The sequence below is a fragment of the Candidatus Woesearchaeota archaeon genome, assembly GCA_021735165.1.
In the GTDB taxonomy this organism is placed as follows: domain Archaea; phylum Nanobdellota; class Nanobdellia; order Woesearchaeales; family 21-14-0-10-32-9; genus JAIPET01.
In genome coordinates this window covers 32927-50357 of sequence record JAIPHP010000004.1, presented here as the reverse complement: position 1 = coordinate 50357, position 17431 = coordinate 32927, and the positions used below count along the sequence as shown (strand labels likewise).

Sequence of the window (17431 nt, the reverse complement as noted above, 5' to 3'; positions counted from 1 at the left end):
GAGTATTTACTCAGCATCTTTTCTAAAAGCGTGTATTAGCAAATTATAGAATTTGCTTTTTTCCCCTTTAAATGGTGTTTTTGTCAAAGACTGAATTTCATAATCAAAATTGTTACTTTCCAAAATTTCTAAAATTTTTGATAATTTATTGTTGTCATGTGTATTGTGATGATATTCTATAACCATTTCATTAACTATGCTTATTTTTTTTGTCTTATCTAAATCTAATAGAACATCGATTTCACTTCCTTCTATATCTATTTTCATAAAATCTATCCATTCAGTTATATATTTAGACAATTTTGTTGTGTGTATTGTAGTTTTCTTTGTTGTTTTCGTTTGTTTTTCCAATCTTGAGAAAAGACTCATACCAGGCGAAAATCTTATTTTAGAATCTATATAAAAACTTTTTTTCTCGATTTTAGAACTTACTGCTTTATTAACCAAAACAACATTTTCTATTTTATTTATATCAAGATTTTTTTTGAGTATTTTAAATGTGTCTTTGTCCGGTTCAAAACTTAAGATACTGCAGCCAGGATATTTTTTTTTGAAAAACAGAATCGACAAACCTATATTTGAGCCACAGTCTATTATTTTAGGTTTTTTTTTGTCTGATTTAAAATAGTATTCTTTATTTACAAACAGGGCCAGAAAAATTTCGTGAAATGTTTTAAAGTCATAAAATAATATTTTATAATCAAAGACCTTGATTTTTTTTCTTTTTGTTTTTATCAATCTTAAAATTCCTAGTTTTATAAAAGAAAAAAAAAGCTTTCTAGGTTCTTCTTTTTCTTCTTTTAATAAGTATATGTATGTTAATATGTTGGTAATCTTATTGAGTGCATTCATTTTAAATTTTTATCATAATACCATTTACTATGGCCTTGTTTTTCAATTATTTCTTTTTTGAATAAATTTTTTGAATAAAATACATTAAGCGGTTCTTTTATTTTTGAACCATAAAAATATTGATAATAAGCTTCTCTCTTCACTATTGTTGTAAATATAGTTAATGCCCAGCACCAAAAAATCGTTTTTATTTTTTTGTGTATTTTCCTATTTAAAAAACGATTTATTTTTTCATAATTTTTACCCCATCTTAAAGATTCATAGCTTAAACCATGCCAAAACAATCTTCTTTTTGTTTTCCTGTCGGTTTCTTCTATTTTCTCAAACAGTTTTTTTGGACTCATCGTATATTTATTCAAAAATGGTTCTATTGTTTTACCTTTAAGTATATTATTTTCACGAAGATAATATGCTTGAAGTTCTAAGCCTAAGTCTTCTGGAAATGCACCTGTATGTATGTGTATAAAATTATATTCTGGAATTATTAAGGCTGGCGTCGCATTGGTAGTATATTTATATTTTGAATTGCTTTGCGTAGAATATTTATTTTTCCAGAAATATGCATTTCCTGTATTTGCATAATAATAGATATTACTAAAACCTACTTTTGTTACTAGGTTGTTTGCAATTATGCCATGAGAATCAAATTGATGCGGCATCATTTCTACAACATCAAATTCAAACAATCTTCTGGTTTCTATCTCTTTCCTATCATAAATCCAGAGCATATCTAATATGTTACCAAGAGGAGCATTTTTTGTCATCATTCCGAATCCGACACCCATAACGGCAAATATTTTTTCCTTCTTTTTTAAAGTATTTATCAGCTCATAAATTTTTTTAGGGTCTAACATCCAAGAGTCAGAATGTAGAAAAACACAATAATCTAAATCTTTATTTTTTATAAGTTCCTGATTGCACTGTTGTATGTTTCTCGTGACCCTCATTATCAAGTTAATATTGTGTCTTTCTGTAGACCATTTGTTTGTATCGAAAGGCAAATCTTCGCCAATAACCAGTCTATCTATATTTTCATACTTTAATTTGTGCTCAGAATCAGATTTATTTGTACATGCTAACACATAAAAATTTTTGTCGAAACTTTTTATGATGTCTGCTAGTATTTTAGTTTCTTCAAATTTGTCATACAGTATTATTCCAAATCCTATTTTCATTTTTTCACACACACAAGCACTATTCCTGGAGAAAAATATTTGTTATTTAAATATATTTTTATCAAACTCAGTAGGTAAAATAAAGGATCTAATATCGCTCTTTGAAAAATAAAAAAGATTGTTTTCAGAATCTCGAGAATTTTATTTTCATATTTATAATGACCTATGTTAAAAGGGCCTCCGTAGTAACAGCATTTTTTTATTTGAACATTCTTCGGCATTATTTGTTTTAATTTTTTTATATCCATTATATTTAGGTTGTGTTTGTCTATGATTTCTTTTTCTAAGAAAATGTTGCTTTGTTTAGAAAGATTAGGTATTCCTATTATTAGTGTGCCTTCTTTTTTTAGTAAATCTAGATGTAATTTAACAACGTTTTTCACATCTTTGAAATGTTCTATAAACCCAAAAGAGCACACCACATCGTATTTTTCCTTGTTTTTATTTTGAAATTTTTCTGAAAAAAAATCTGCCAACAGAACATTTTTTGTTTCAAAATTTTCTTTTTCAAAATTTCTTTTTGTAATTTCTGCTCCTTCTTTAGAGTATTCTACGCCGTGAGGTATCAAGTCATATTTTTTTGAAAGAGATATTAATATATTTCCGGGGGCGCAACCTATTTCCATTATTTTAGATTTTTTCTTTAAATACTTCTCTATTTTTTTTCTCAAATCGTAAAAATAGAAGCTTTTAGAGGATAACTTTGTGGCCTTTTGTATAAATACATTTATTGTACCATCATAGTTTTTGTTCCAATATTTTTTATTAGTCAGTTTTTTCATTTTTTCCGTTTAAGTAACAGTTCGTTACAACCAATAGATCTAGCCTTTATTATTTTTTCTATTGAATAATTCCTATTTCTAAAATATTTTGTCAATGTTTCCACACTCGCGTATTGATATGGATATCCTCCTAACCAATCTTTTATATCTGTATAAAAATTCATACCTCTTAATGTTTCGTATTCACGGATATACTTTGCAGGATTTTTTCCAGATGTAGTTATTCCCAATATAAGGTATGTTTTGTACGTTTGATACATCAGTTGTTTTACAAATGTTCCTGACTTATTGTAAATTTTTTTTATTTTATGCCAAAAAACAGATTTACCTTCCAGAACTTTTCTATTGTCATTATATATTGCAAGATATATAAAAGAACCTTTTTTGGCAACATAGTCAATATTTTTAAAAGCTTTATACATATCGCCTGTGTGGTGTAAAACACCCCAACTGTAAATTATATCGAATTTGCCTAATTTTTTCAAAAGAGAGTCATTTAGTGCAGAACCATAGATTATTTTCCATGAATTATTATTTTTACAATATTTTTTCTTTAAGAATTGAGCGCAAGCCACAGAATCTTTGTCTACATCTACACTGACAACTTTTTTAGCACCCAGATTAATTGATGCAAGTGAAAAAAGCCCGCTTCCGCAGCCAAGGTCCAAAAAAGTTTTGTTTTTTATTGCATCCTTATTTTTTAAGAAGTCAATTAATGATTTCTCTGCTAATTTTATTTTTTTGTTGTTCAAATTTTTAAGATAGATTTTCCAGTTTTCTCCAAAACTAAAATGTTTGTCAGATAAGTAGGTTTCTTCGTATAAGTATTTTAATTTTGTTTGAGCCATTTTTGAAAGATGAATAGTTTTATTTTATTGTTTATGACTATTCTGTTTTTTTCTTGTTGTTTTGTGTTCTTTTTATATTCTTTAAAAACCTTTTCTTTATAGTATTTAGCAATTTCAGGATGTATTGTTTCAAGCGATTTTAAACCGCTTTTTAGGACTGGTTCATATTTCTTGTCAAGAATCCATTTATCTAGTGGCGGGGTAAATCCTTGTTTTCCTCTATTAAGTATTTCCTTCGGAACATTGTCTTTTATAATGTCTCTCATAAGTATCTTGGTTTTAAATACAGTAGCTTTCCATTTTACAGGTATTTTCTGAGCAAATTCCACAAATCTGTAGTCTAAAAAGGGACTTCTTACTTCTAAAGCGTATTGCATCGAGGCTCTATCTACCTTGACGAGGAATTTATCTCCTAGCGTATTATACATCAAATCATGATATCTGAGCATTTCAGCGTATGAGCCATCTGTTTTTGTTAAAGACTCTTTAAGAGTTCTTTTGGTCCATTCATCAAATGCTTTACTCTTTAACTTATTTTTTGCTAGAGCCTTAGCATAGAATTCTTCTTTTGGATAAAGGGATAATGATGCTGCTTCTTTTAGTAGATAAAATGAAGCCATAGAGCCAATATTTTCCTTTATTGGAAGTTTTGCAATAATCTTTCTTACAAATCTGGGTAATTTACTAAGCAGATCCATCTGAGCTCCCATTTTATGCATATTGTAACCGCCAAAAATTTCATCTCCACCATCTCCTGATAGTGCAACAGTTACGTGCTTTCTAGCCATTTCTGAGACTTTTAGTGTTGGAAATCCAGAATAATCCGCGAAGGGTTCATCATAGCTTTCTGAATATGTTTCAATAAGATTTTCAAAGTCTTTTCTTTTGAAATAGTGGTGATGGTGTTTGGTTTTGTAGAACCTCTTAACTAGATCAATATATTTTGTTTCATCATACTCCTTATCAAAGCCAATGCTAAATGTATTAAGATTCTTGGCCTTAGTATTCTTTCTCATTTCTCCCACAACAGCGCTAGAATCAAGTCCTCCTGAAAGGAAGGCACCTACAGGTACATCTGCAATCATTCGCAGTCTTGTCGCTTCAGAAAATATTTTTCTGCCCTCTAAAATAAGCTTCTTTTTATTATGTTCAGGTTTGAACTTTGACGGTTCATAGTATGTTATTTTTTTCAAAGTATTTTTTTTCAAATCAAAAATTAAATTGTGTCCTGCTTCTAATTTGAAATTGTTTTCATATATCGTCAAAGGCGAGGGTATGAAGCCAAGAGTAAAATATAGTTCCAACGCTTCTTTGGAAACAGCTGTTTTAAAATTTTGAGGAATCTTAAGTAAGCCTTTTAGTTCTGAACTAAAAGCAAAATTATTTTTATTATAATAATAATGAAAAGGCTTCTGTCCTAGACGATCTCTTGAACAAAATAAAATGTTCTTTTTTTTGTCATAAATACAAAACGCCCACATTCCATTGAATTCTTTAACACAATCAACACCCCATTTTTCATATGCTCTAAGAAGAGTTTCTGTATCGCAGCTCGATTCTAATTTACAATTGAGTCTTTTATTAATTTCTTCAAAATTATAAATTTCTCCGTTGTATACAACAACATAATCTGCAGTTTCGAGTTTATTGTCTTTATATATTAACAAATCCTTATTAATACCCATTGGCTGGTGTCCTTTCTCGCTTAAATCAAGAATTGACAGCCTTACATGTCCTAAAGTAACTGTATCTGAAATGAATTTACCAGAGTCATCAGGGCCTCTGTGTTTTATTGTAGTATTCATTGCACTAACAAGTTTTTCATCTTTCCAATTAAATCCGTTAATTCCACACATAATATCACTTAAGTAAAAGACTCCATTTTTTAATTGTCTCTTTTTTCTCAAATAGGTATTTGCTTTTTTGTTCCTGTTTTATTTTATCTAAATTTTTAAAAGCTTTGACCATATCTTGTCCATAGTTTTTCAGACTGACAAGACACCCATTAGGTCCGAAATAAGGATATTTTATTTTCTTTGTAAAGCTAAGTTCAGGATCTATGATTTCCCTAGCACCTGTCTTAAAATCTGTTGTTATTATAGGAAGTCCTGCAAACATTGCTTCAATTAAAGTATTTGGAAAACCTTCTACTTCTGATGCATAAATAAAATAATCTGATTTTGAAAGAATTGCTTGAACGCACTTTCTTTTTCCTAAAAACGCAATTTTATCTGAGTTAAAAACATATTCGAGTTTTTCCTTTTCAGGGCCATCGCCAACTATAAGCAATATATCTTTAGGTTTGCAGTTTTGTAAAAAGTTACTAATTAATAACTTAGGATTTTTAGAAGGAATCAGCCTGCCCACTGTAACATAAACTATTTTGTTATTGATAATTTTTAAAATATCATCATCAAGCTTAACATCGTCTTTTATGAATGGATTGTAAATTGTAAATATTTTGTTTTTATCCATAGCTAATTCTTTTGAAAACTTCAATCTATTTTCCTCGGAATTCACAATAATTTTCTTCGCTTTAGGATAAAGCTTTCTTATAAGAAATTTGTAAATACTATTTTTTAATGTACTTTTCTTAAAAAAATCAAGATTTGTTCTGAACGATATAACAGCTTCCTTATTTCCCAAAATATTTACAAAGTTCGCAATTTCTAAGAAACTTACAACTTTTGCTTCAGGATATAATTTCTTAATTTTTTTGATTTTATAGACATATTTTGGAAAGTTCAAAAACATAGATTTGTTGCTATTTGATTTTGAAAGACTCTCTATTTTGACTTCATCAAAATCGTAGAATTTGCCTTCTTTAAGAGTTATAATTGTAACGTCAAATTTTTTACTTAGTTCTGGAAATATGTTCGTTATAACTCTTTCTGCACCACCCATTTCAAGCGAGTTTATCAAGAAAAAAATTTTTTTCATAACAGTTCCTCAAATCTTTTTATGTTCTTATTCCAGTCAAAATTTGTTTTTATGTGCTTTTTTAAATTTTCACCTTTCTTTTTAGCATCCGCTCTATTTTTTATTATTTCGTCTACAAGATTCTTTATTGTTTGTATGTCTTTAGGATTTATAAGCCAACCATTTTTTTTGTTTTTTATTATCTCTTTTGTTCCTCCAACATCAGTTGCAATTACTGGTAAACCCATCGCTCCTGCTTCAAGAACACATGTTGGTAGTCCTTCAGAATAAGATGGATTTATGAAAATATCTGCTATACTTAAATATTCTATTATTTCTTTTGTATTAAGTCTTCCTGTAAATTTTGTTTTTACATCAAGCTTTTTCGCTAAATCTTTAAGATTTTCTTCAAATGGACCTTCTCCTATTGTTATAACAAAAACATTTTTCATATTTTTTACTGCTTCATAAGTGTCTTGTAATCCTTTTGCATAGATTAAGCGACCAATACCATTTATTACAACAAAATCTTCTTTTTTTATATTTAATTTTTGTTTTAGATTAGTGTTTACTTGTTTGAATTGCTTAGTATCTATGGAATTGTAGATAACTGTTGTTTTTTTGGCGCCTAATTTTTTGGCAAAGTCAGCACAAGGAGTAGATATCCCAATAACTTTGTCAGCCTTTCTGAAAATATACCTGCCAACACTCTGATCATAAATCCAAGCTAGAGCAGTTACAATAGGATTCTTGTGAATAACATGAACATTTCCATGTTCTATGTGATAGAATTTTGCTGATTTATTGGTGTTCCTAACTCTTTTCATATACGCTGCGCCAAGCCAGGATGTGGTAAAAAAACGAGTATTAGTAAATACTGCATCATATTTTTGATTCAAAACATTTTCTAACAATTCTGAATAAGTTTTTCCAAATTTAGGCAAAGTGTAAGTTCTTCCAAGAATAGTTATGCATGGCAATCTGTATATGTTTACACCTTTATATTTTTCTATTTCCTTAAGATTGTCCAGATTGTATGTAAAAATATTGACAGAATGCCCTCTCTTTGCAAATCTAGTTGCAAGGCTTAATGCAAAGTTTTCCAAACCGCCTTTATATGGATGGAAATGCGTCGCGTAAATAAGGATTTTTTTGTTCATAGTATCTTAAAAAGTAAAAAACCGTTATTCCTTCTTATTAATTGGAATCTACTGTCTTTAGACACTTCTTGTAGTTTGCTGTTTGTTGCATCTGGTCCATAATCTGCTGCACATTTAGAGCTGAATATAATATATTCATATTCATACTTTCTTAGGAAGTTGTATGTATTTTCGGTGCTTTTGTTTATCGCATCATAATCTCTCACTTCTTGTATCCAAGGATAACTTTCCTTGTTCATTGCGATGACCGTTTTTTGTTCCTGACAAGCACTATAAACAGGAGTTTCATCAGGAAGAGTTTTTAATTCAACATAGCCTACAAGCTCTTCATTAGATGTCCATTGAACTCCAGGCCCCCAGTAAGATCTTTGTACAGTATATCTCGGTATTGCAGATGTAACTATGAGTCCTATTGCAATTAGAACGAATAGAGTTATAAGTGCTGCAGGTTTCTTTCTAAGTTGAGTCCACAGAGAATACAAAAACCAACCCGCTATTAATGCAACGCCTATAGCCATAACAGACCACCATCTATAGTTTTGAACACTAAATTTAAATATTCCTCCGGTAAGGATCCAAAGAAACACAAGATAGAATAAAAACATTAAAGCATAGAATGTGTGGTTCTTATTTTTTTGTTTTCTGTAAAAATACATAAATGGTATTGCAAGTAAACATATTGAGAATAGCAGCAAACCAATACCTTCTTGTTGGTCCATCCTCGAAACATTTTTTGCAATAAAAAACTCAGACAAAGGATTGGGTTCTAGATCGTATGTTATAGATCCTTCACTAAAACTTATAAAAGAACTAGCTCTGTCTTGATACCATGAATTCACATCAACACTCCCTATAAAATCTCCATAATATATTAAACACAGCATTATTGCAAGAATTCCTACGAGAAAAATGGTTGCTGCTTTTGTTTTAAAAATTTCTTTTTTCTTTTCAACAACAAATTCTTCATATAGTATAACCAAAAAGAATAATATTGTTATTATTCCTGCTTGTATCGCAACTATTTGATGGCTCATAAGAACAGAAGCGAGCAACAGAGCAGCCAATACAGTTTGCTTTTTTGATGTTTTAGCTAGTGCTAGTCCTATTAACATCACACACAACAAAGATATTGCCAGAGTATAATTAAAAATAAAATGACCTATGAATGAAGGAACAATCATCAGTATTAATGAAGATATGAGTGCTTGAAGCTCCTTTTTTGTAAGAATATATACGAACAGGAATACAGATATAAACGCAATCCAGATGTATACATTTATGAAAAATTTCATTGCCCAATAATTGTTCGAAGTTATCTGGAATATCAGGCCATAATGTGCTGTTAAAGTCGGGGTACTGTGCGGAAATAGATAAAAATTATATGATAAGGCAGGATCCTCAGTTTTATATGTGTGGAATTGGGACACATATTCTGCTCCAGAAGCATATGCCCAAGGGTCACCATCTTCCAGATATGGATATGAAAAAGAACCCGTCAATAACAAAACAAATGCAACAACTGAACACACAATCAGAATTAGGGGAATTGTTTTTTTCTCGCTCTTTAATATGTTTAGAGATTCTAACGACAAATTTATTTTTCCTTTTTGAGCTATGATTAAATATACCAGCATAACTAGAACAGGAGGAATTAGTATAAGAAGAGGCATTAAAGGAATGTTGAGTAATCCAAACACAAATATAAACAAGTTGTATAATCCGAATCCAACACAAAGTTTAGCTAGTTCCACATATATTTGTTTATCAATTAAATTACTGAATGAAAATATTTTGTTTGCTGCAAAGCCATACAAATAAATGGTTGCAAAAAAGTATATTATGCTGAGTGCTTCACTCATTTTTACCTCCTAGCCTGAATGAATATATTTCAAAAAAGGGAAGCAACTTGAAGGGAAGAGTTTTTCTTTCCAGTAGTTTGAATCCTTCATCTTTTAATGCGTCTCTAATCTGATATATTGTATGGTGGTGTATTTCCCCCTCGTATACTTCTAGCCAGGTTCCTTTCATTATAAGTCTTGAAAGTCTATAGAAAACTGTTTCAGTGGGTCCACTTATTATAAATATTCCTTCAGGCTTCAGTACGTCTTTCATTTTTTTTATTTCTTTCCTTAAGTCTTTTATGTGTTCAAAACAATCAAGCGCAAAGGCGGCATCAAACGTGTTTTTGCTAAATGGATACTTAGAAGATTCAGGTTTTATTACTTTAAACTTGGCATTTTTTATTTTAAGTTTAGATATATCTTCGTTCATATCAATTCCATTAAATGAAAATTTATTTCTTTTTTTGTTAATTCTTTCAAACAATTTTGCTCTTCCACAGCCAACATCCAATATCTTGAGATTTTTTTGGGCATTTTCCTCTAGTTTGCTAAGTTCAACAGCATAATTAATCCTATTCCAAAAAAGCTTTCTTATAATCGGATTTTTATTTTCGTATTCTGGGCATGTATCTATTATTTTCTTGGTTTCCATATTATTAATCACCTATTAGTATTTGTTCTTGAATGAGACTGTATATTCCTAAAGAGAATCCGGTTATAAATATATCAAAAAATAACAGTCCAAGTACTACATATTCAGGGCTTAGTACTCCTGTATGTATCCATTTGATAAATATAGTCAAAAATCCTATTACGCTTATGATAAAGAATCCGCCTGCTACCGCTAGTATTTTCTCAAGACTTTTACCCGCGATAGTTCTAATTACACCTTTCAGTTCTAATTTTTCTCTTTTATGTAACTGAAGTTGGGATATGTTGCTTAATAATAGTGTCTGGACGCCTAAATAGTAAAGTAGAGAAAATAATATCATCGCAACCATACCAAAAAAACCGATAATTGACAAAATCATTCCAGTCCCACTCAGTATTATTAAAATAAGTGATGGAAGAAAAAATATTGCTCTCGGAGAATATAATAGCATATATCTTAAGTTGTTCCAGCCTGCACGTATTCCTGATAATTTTGATTCTCCTCCTCTTTTGTAGTACTTGGTGGGTATTTCTGTATATTTTATATTGTTCTTTCTAAGCTTTGATTGTATCTCTATATTTAAATCCCATCTTGGCGCCTTCAAATTCATTTTTTTTAGAGTTTTATTTTCAAAGCCTTTAAATCCGCTAAGCATATCTTTTCCTTTTGTTCTAAAGAAAAAATTTCCCAAAAAATTTATTATTTTGTTTCCTATTATGTGGCTTTTATGCATTGATCCTTCTTGCATATTAGCAAACCTGTTTGCATTAACATAACCATATCCCTTTTTCAATGTTTTTAGCATAAGGGGTATTGTTTTTATGTCGTAGCTTTCATCAGGATCCATACACAGAGCATATTCTCCATTGCATTCTTCGAATCCTTTTCTTATGGCGTTTCCATAACCCCTTTTTTTTTGAAGTATAACTTTAGCACCACTTTTTTTGGCAAATTCTCCAGTTCTATCACTAGAATCATTGTCCACAACTATTACTTCTCCGCTAATATTGTTTCGCTTTAATGTTTCTAATATGTGCTTTACTGCTTCCTTCAATCTTTCTTCGGTTCCAACATCCTTCATGTATTCATCAGAAAAATATCCAAATACTTTGAAATCTTTTTTTATCAATTCAGGTAGAATTGTCTTTCCAAAATCAGGTAGGTCTTTGTTTGGAATGTTTTTAAAGCATTCAGGATTAAGTATGTATAATCCTGCATTAGTAATATTTCCATATTTTGTGTTTCCCGGTTTATGAATCATTTTTTTTATTCTTCCACTTTTGTCAAGTGAGACAACATCACTATCTTCAGGATGTTTAGATGTGTGTACTGCGAGTGTGGCAGATGCACCTTTTTCTATGTGAAATCGTAGCATTTTTTTTATGTTAAAATTCAGAAGAACGTCTCCATAAAGTATTACAACAGGAAGTTTTTCTTTTTTCAAAAAGTTTAGTTTTCCTGCTGTGCCTGTAGGCTCTGGGCTGTTTATATATCTTATTTTACAATTCCATTTTTTCCCTCTCTCAAAATAATTTTCTATTTTTTCTGATAGATAGGCTACTTTTATTATAAAATTTGAGAATCCTTGTCGTTTACTGTTGTTTATAATGTGTTCTAGCAGAGGCTTTCCTTTTATTTTTATCAGGGGTTTAGGAACTTTTTTAGTCCTCTTTCCGAGTCTTGTTCCCAGTCCTTCAGCGAGAACCACTGTTTTAATATCGGAAACTTTTTGACTTAATTCGTCTTCAACTAGCATTTTACAGTCCTATTATCTCTTCATATATTTCGTCTACTGCTTTTTTTATTGCATCTTCTGATGTTAGTTTAGCTTTCCATCCTAAAGTCTCTATCTTTGAAAGGTCAAAAAGATATTTTTTTACATCTCCCTTCCAACCTCTTGTTCCTCCTGCATATTTAATTGGAATATGTTTTCCGTATCTATCAATTACCAATTCACCTATTTTTGTAACTGTAGTTGATGAGTTACAACCTATATTGAAACAATTTAATGACTCTTTTGATTTTTCAAAACAAATGTTCATAGCTTCTATTAACTCGGATACGTGAAGATATGGTTTTTCTTGCATACCATTTCCTAAAAGTTCCAGCACCGAATCGTTTTTTTTGAGTTGATGAAATAAATTATAGATGACACCATGTGTTGCTCTAGAACCAACAACATTAGGAAATCTGAATATCCATGCTTGAATATTAAAGTTGTGTGAATATGCAGTTATGTATCCTTCAGCACTTAACTTACTTGCGCCATAAAAAGAAATAGGAAACAACGGTCCTGAGTTTTCAGAAAGCTTTTGTTCGTGTTCTCCGTATATTGCTGAAGTAGATGCAAACCATATTTGTTTAACATTATTATCTTTCATACACTCTAGAATGTTTATTGTTGTTAAAAAATTAAGATTCAAATCTCTTCTAAGATCGCTGGTTCCTGCTAAAATATCTGAATTTGCTGCCAAATGAATGACCATATCAAACCTATTATCTTTGAATAATTTATCTAAGACATTTTTTTCTAAAATATTCATCTTTATAAATCTAAATTTATGGTCTTTTTTTGCGTTGAGTAGATTGTTTTCTCTTCCGAGACTAAGATCATCTATGGCTATAACTTCATGCCCTTTGGAAAGAAACACATCACATAAATGACTTCCTATGAAACCAGCTCCTCCCGTAATTAAAATTTTCATTTTTCAATATTCCTCTCAGTATTTTTTCTTTTCTTTTTTAGCAATATTTTTTACAAGTTTTTCCATTTTCTCATTATTCTTTTTTACAGTTATATAAAGATGAAAAATTATTATGGAAAAAAACACAAATCCTGCCATGACGAAGAAATCAGCAGTTCTTTGTATTTGTAATGTTCCCATTATTCCATATACTATCTGAGGAAATGTAACTAAAAATAAGACTCCAAGCCACACAATACCCCAAAGTATAAGGCTTCTGTAGCCGTAATTTTTTCTTTTATAATAAACATATGTAAAATAAAGCATGATTAATGCAAATATTATTCCAATAATTTGAATTCCTGGTATCATTCTCTCCCTCCTAATATTTTAAATTTTAAAATGTTTAAGACCACTTTGATTCCGTCGAAAATAGTAGTTCCTTTAAATGTATCCAAATATATTGTATCTATAGGGATTTCTGTATATTTTAGTTTATTCTTTGCAACTTTAACAATCATTTCACTTTCCATGCTGTAATTTGTTGCGTTCCATTGTATTTTTTTGTATTTTTTTGTATAAAAACATCTGAATCCTGACTGTGTGTCCTTAATCTTTAATCCCGTAACTATTTCAGAAACTTTGTTAATAAACCAGTTTCCAAATCTCATTATCGGAGGCATTTTTTTATCAAGTTTTCTATATCCAAAAACAATATCCTTTTCTTTTAGTGCATTCAAAAATCTTGGGATGTCTTCAGGTTTATGTTGCCCGTCTGCATCCATTAATATTATGATATCAAAATTGTGTTCTATTGCATATTCGCATCCTGTTCTAGCAGCTGCGCCTTTGCCAAGATTTATTATGTGTTTTAGCACAATTGCACCACATTTTTCTGCGATTTTGGCACTTTTATCATCACTTCCATCATCAACAAATATGATATTTTTAAAACCTTTATTTTTAGTTCTTTTTATAACTTCTCCAATGTGTCTTTCTTCATTAAAACCTGGTATTATTATACATATTTTTTCCATTTTTATCCGAAACTTATTAAGGCATTACCTATAATTATCAGCATTATTGCTATCCACTTATGTTTATTTATTTTTTCTCCAAGGAATTTGGCTGCTAGTAATATGACAAAAATGTAACTTAATGATGTTAAAGGATAAACAACTGAAAGGTCAGCCATTTTTATTATTAGTATGAATATTATTGTTGAAATACCATAACAAGCAACTCCATAAATTATCCATTCATTAATAAATCCTTTAAGACTAAACTTGCTAGGTATTCCTTTCTTTATAAGTGTTATTCCTGAAGCTCCAAGAAAAGAAACTATTATCATTCCAATTATCACAATAAACAAATTATTCATTCTTTCCTCCCAGCACAATAATTCCTGAAATTATAAAAAGCATTCCTAATATGTTCCAAAATGAAACTATTTCTTCAAAGTATATTACAGCAATTATAAGGACCCAGATATAACTTAGAGACATCATAGGATATGCTGTGCTGACATTAAGTTTTCTTAGCGCGAGCACAAGAAATATGGCTCCAACACCATACAATATGAGGCCGAGCCATAAGTGCCAGTTAGTTATCAAAATTGTAAGTTCTCCACTTTCATTGGTAGATAGTTTTAGAAAGTATTGTCCAATTGCGATCATGAGTGTAACCACAATTACAAGAAAAATAGGTTTTAAGTTATTTTTCATTTTAAGGATTTACCTTCCAAACAATTACTCTGCCTTCTCCCATTGCTTGTTGGTCGAATATTTTTTCGAAGTGTTCTGTGTGTTTTCCGTCTAGGTAGAACAGTTTTGTGAATAATGATTCTGTTAGTAGTGGGTGCATTATCAGGCTTTTCTTTATACTGTTTTCTTCATATATTAGCACGTCGTATCCTATTCCTGGTGTTTCAAACTCTGTTTTTTTTATTTCGTCTTTTGTTGAGAATGCTAGTCCTTGTGGTTTTATCATGTTTTGTGATAGTGTTGTTCCAGTATTCGGGTTTATTGCTCTTAATATTATGAATGATTCTTCTGGTTTGTCTTCATAGTAGACTCCTCTGTATAGGCTTATTATTGCTCCGTTTTGATTCCCTATGTTTAGGTTGTAGTCGCATACTATCGAATTGTTTTGTTCTTGGCAAGTTATTGGGTTTGTTGTTACGTAGTTTGGCCAAGGGCTTATCCATGCTGCTGCTTGGTTTTCGTTTGTTATAGATTGCATTTCTATGTATGTACTTTTCGCTTCTTCTTGTGTTAGTCCTAGCGTGTCTTGGGCTTCTTGTATTGCTTTATCTATTGGCATGTTTTTTAGTTTGTAGTACATGTATGCTTTGTCAAAGTCCCATGATCCAAAGTGTCCCCAAACTCCTGCTTTTCCTACCATGTCTCCGCTTGTTATGTAGTACATGTCATAGAGATCTGAGCAGTGTGTGTATTCTAGTATTTGGCTTATGTTTTCTTCGTTGATGTTTAGTGCTATCAAGGTTTTTCTTGCTTCCTCTTTGTTTTGCAATATTATTTTTTTGAGCGTTTTTGTTGCTTGGTATTTGTCTTTTAATGCAATTTCTAGTAGATTATAGCTTTCTTCTTGTCCGCAGTTTAGCATTTTTAGTGTTTCTATTGCTTCTTTTTCGTTTGGGTTTAGCAGGGTATTTCCTATCCAGTGTATTCTTTTTCCTTGGTCTCCTCCGTCAAATGTTACTGATCGTTCGCTCATTGCTTCAAACCAGTGTCCAAAGTCCCACCAACTGCTTATTATTGCTTTTTCTGATGTATTTTGAATGGTTTTCATAGCAGAATCCCATACGTCGTCATAGCTTGGTATTTCATTTATTGATGTTTGGTGTGCTATCGCGAATTGCGGGTATACTATTATAAAGAATGCAGCTATTAGTATTATTGCTCTTGTCAGATTTAGAGGAATATTTGTTTTTTTAGCTATGTTTTTCATTCTTTCTCCTGTTAATGAGCCTATTAGTCCTGCGATTCCAAATGCTACTACTGGTGCAAACAGTGCTATGAATCTTATTCCTATTAGTCCTGCGTAGTATGTGCTTGCAAACCAAGCTATTAGTATTATTCCAAGTAATGGTTCGTAGTGTCCATCTTTTTTTCTAAATAATAAAAGGATTATTCCTAAAATTGCAGCGTAGACTAGTGTTTTTCCTCCTCCCCCGTTTATTATTTGCTGCGGGCTTCCAGGGTTTAGTTCTGCTACTGTTGTGAACACATTTGGCCATAAGGGATAGTTTAGTCCTGAACCAACACTTACGCCTTCTGCTGCTCCTTTGAATCCTAGTATGAAGTTTAGAGGTTCTATTGGTGCGTTTAAAACGGTCATGACTGATTTTGTTCCAGTTCGTCCGCTTATTGTTGCAAACATAAATGAAAAAACTATTGTTGAAATTATAAGAATTGCAAGTATTGTTAGGCCTGGTTTAGTTATTTTGTATGTTTCTTTTAAACTTGGTTTTTTCTTGTGTTTTATTAGATGTTTTATTATTTGGAAAGCAATGTATATTATTGTTACGCCTATCATGAAGTCAAAGGTAAACCACCATCCTGACCAGAAAAACATGAATAGTGCTATTAGAAGTCCTGTTAGCGCGGAGAGTATTATTTTGTTTCTTTGTGTTTTTGCATCTATTGCTTCTATTAATACCCAAAGTATTAGGAATGGAAATATGAATGTGTATGCGTCTGTGTCTGAGAATCCTGCTGCGGTTCTTCCAAGTATTGGAGATGATAATGCAAATAGTGTTGCTGCAAAGATGCCTCCTCCCAGGCCCCCTATTTTTTTTCCTAAGAAAAATGCGGGTATTATTGCTAGTCCTATCAATATTACAGGCATTAGAAAGCTCGTTGCTAGTATGTCTTGTGATGGATTAAGTATTTGTATTATTTTGTGGAAAAATACTATTGCTGCAGAAGGGTATATTACTCCTGCTATTTCTCCTATTCTTCCGTTTCTTAGTGTGAATTTTTCTATTCCGTCTACTATTTCATTTCCGTAGAATCCTGTTTTTTCATACCATTTTGCGTAGCTATACCACAAGTATGGGTCTATTGCTAATAGGTATGTTTGTCCGTTTTCGTTTTGAAGTTGCGATTTATATTGTTGTGATAGTGTTTGTATTTGAGAATCTAATGATTCTTTGTTTTGAGTATAATAAGAAGCGTATTGCTGGTTTGCTTGCGCTATTAGTTGGTCTTGTGTTATTCCTGGATTAGTTTGTTGAATTTGGGAAGCTATTTGGTTTTTTATATTGTTTGCAACAGTGTCTTTTGCCCAAATATCTGTTACTGGAAGAGTTGCAGGGTATAGTCTGTAGAATGCAGATATTGTTATTATTAATATTAAGAAGATTATTATGAGTGCTGTTTGTGCGTATTTTGCTTTGAATAAATTTGAGATGCTGCGAGTTATTTTTTGTGTTTTTTTCTTTATTGATTCAAAGTCAATGTTTAGCTCTTCTTCCTGATTTTCTTTGTCTTCCAA

Annotated in this window: 16 protein-coding genes; all 16 read right to left on the bottom strand. The window is 30.9% G+C overall.

What is annotated here, in order from left to right; all coding sequences use genetic code 11:
• Positions 1 to 6: 6 nt before the first annotated feature.
• Genes K9L97_01640 through K9L97_01565 form a run of 16 tightly spaced genes read right to left on the bottom strand, consistent with a single transcriptional unit; the run spans position 7 to position 17431 of the window.
• Positions 7 to 852, bottom strand: a complete 846-nt coding sequence (locus tag K9L97_01640) for an FkbM family methyltransferase (protein MCF7871712.1) — start codon at positions 850 to 852, stop codon at positions 7 to 9.
• Entirely contained in the window at positions 849 to 2027 is a 1179-nt protein-coding gene (locus K9L97_01635; protein MCF7871711.1) for a hypothetical protein, read from the bottom strand. Before K9L97_01635 ends, K9L97_01640 begins: the two co-directional genes overlap by 4 nt.
• Complete coding sequence (locus K9L97_01630; protein MCF7871710.1) at positions 2024 to 2809, bottom strand: class I SAM-dependent methyltransferase; 786 nt, start codon at positions 2807 to 2809, stop codon at positions 2024 to 2026. Before K9L97_01630 ends, K9L97_01635 begins: the two co-directional genes overlap by 4 nt.
• A complete protein-coding gene (locus K9L97_01625) occupies positions 2806 to 3657 on the bottom strand; it encodes a class I SAM-dependent methyltransferase (protein MCF7871709.1) in 852 nt (283 codons plus the stop codon). The genes K9L97_01630 and K9L97_01625 overlap by 4 nt, the downstream gene beginning before the upstream one ends.
• Entirely contained in the window at positions 3639 to 5513 is a 1875-nt protein-coding gene (gene asnB, locus K9L97_01620; protein MCF7871708.1) for an asparagine synthase (glutamine-hydrolyzing), read from the bottom strand. Before asnB ends, K9L97_01625 begins: the two co-directional genes overlap by 19 nt.
• A gap of 4 nt (positions 5514 to 5517) precedes the next feature.
• Positions 5518 to 6597: a glycosyltransferase gene (locus tag K9L97_01615; protein ID MCF7871707.1), complete on the bottom strand. Its 1080-nt coding sequence runs from the start codon at positions 6595 to 6597 to the stop codon at positions 5518 to 5520.
• Positions 6594 to 7736, bottom strand: coding sequence for a glycosyltransferase family 4 protein (locus K9L97_01610; protein MCF7871706.1), 1143 nt, complete (start codon positions 7734 to 7736; stop codon positions 6594 to 6596). The genes K9L97_01615 and K9L97_01610 overlap by 4 nt, the downstream gene beginning before the upstream one ends.
• Positions 7733 to 9595 (bottom strand): hypothetical protein, encoded by a 1863-nt coding sequence (locus tag K9L97_01605; protein MCF7871705.1) that lies wholly within the window; start codon positions 9593 to 9595, stop codon positions 7733 to 7735. The genes K9L97_01610 and K9L97_01605 overlap by 4 nt, the downstream gene beginning before the upstream one ends.
• Positions 9588 to 10229 carry a class I SAM-dependent methyltransferase gene (locus K9L97_01600; GenBank protein ID MCF7871704.1) on the bottom strand — a complete coding sequence of 214 codons (642 nt, stop codon included), beginning with the start codon at positions 10227 to 10229 and terminating at the stop codon, positions 9588 to 9590. Before K9L97_01600 ends, K9L97_01605 begins: the two co-directional genes overlap by 8 nt.
• A 4-nt stretch (positions 10230 to 10233) precedes the next feature.
• Positions 10234 to 11985, bottom strand: a complete 1752-nt coding sequence (locus K9L97_01595) for a glycosyltransferase (protein MCF7871703.1) — start codon at positions 11983 to 11985, stop codon at positions 10234 to 10236.
• A 1-nt stretch (position 11986) separates the two neighbouring features.
• Positions 11987 to 12934 carry an NAD-dependent epimerase/dehydratase family protein gene (locus K9L97_01590; protein ID MCF7871702.1) on the bottom strand — a complete coding sequence of 316 codons (948 nt, stop codon included), beginning with the start codon at positions 12932 to 12934 and terminating at the stop codon, positions 11987 to 11989.
• Between the two features lie 15 nt (positions 12935 to 12949).
• Positions 12950 to 13285, bottom strand: coding sequence for a DUF2304 domain-containing protein (locus K9L97_01585; protein MCF7871701.1), 336 nt, complete (start codon positions 13283 to 13285; stop codon positions 12950 to 12952).
• Positions 13282 to 13950, bottom strand: coding sequence for a glycosyltransferase family 2 protein (locus tag K9L97_01580; protein ID MCF7871700.1), 669 nt, complete (start codon positions 13948 to 13950; stop codon positions 13282 to 13284). The genes K9L97_01585 and K9L97_01580 overlap by 4 nt, the downstream gene beginning before the upstream one ends.
• A 2-nt stretch (positions 13951 to 13952) precedes the next feature.
• Positions 13953 to 14294 (bottom strand): EamA family transporter, encoded by a 342-nt coding sequence (locus K9L97_01575; GenBank protein ID MCF7871699.1) that lies wholly within the window; start codon positions 14292 to 14294, stop codon positions 13953 to 13955.
• The gene (locus K9L97_01570; protein ID MCF7871698.1) at positions 14287 to 14589 is read right to left on the bottom strand and encodes an EamA family transporter; all 303 of its coding nucleotides are present in this window, start codon (positions 14587 to 14589) and stop codon (positions 14287 to 14289) included. Before K9L97_01570 ends, K9L97_01575 begins: the two co-directional genes overlap by 8 nt.
• 49 nt (positions 14590 to 14638) lie before the next feature.
• The gene (locus tag K9L97_01565; GenBank protein MCF7871697.1) at positions 14639 to 17431 is read right to left on the bottom strand and encodes a hypothetical protein; all 2793 of its coding nucleotides are present in this window, start codon (positions 17429 to 17431) and stop codon (positions 14639 to 14641) included.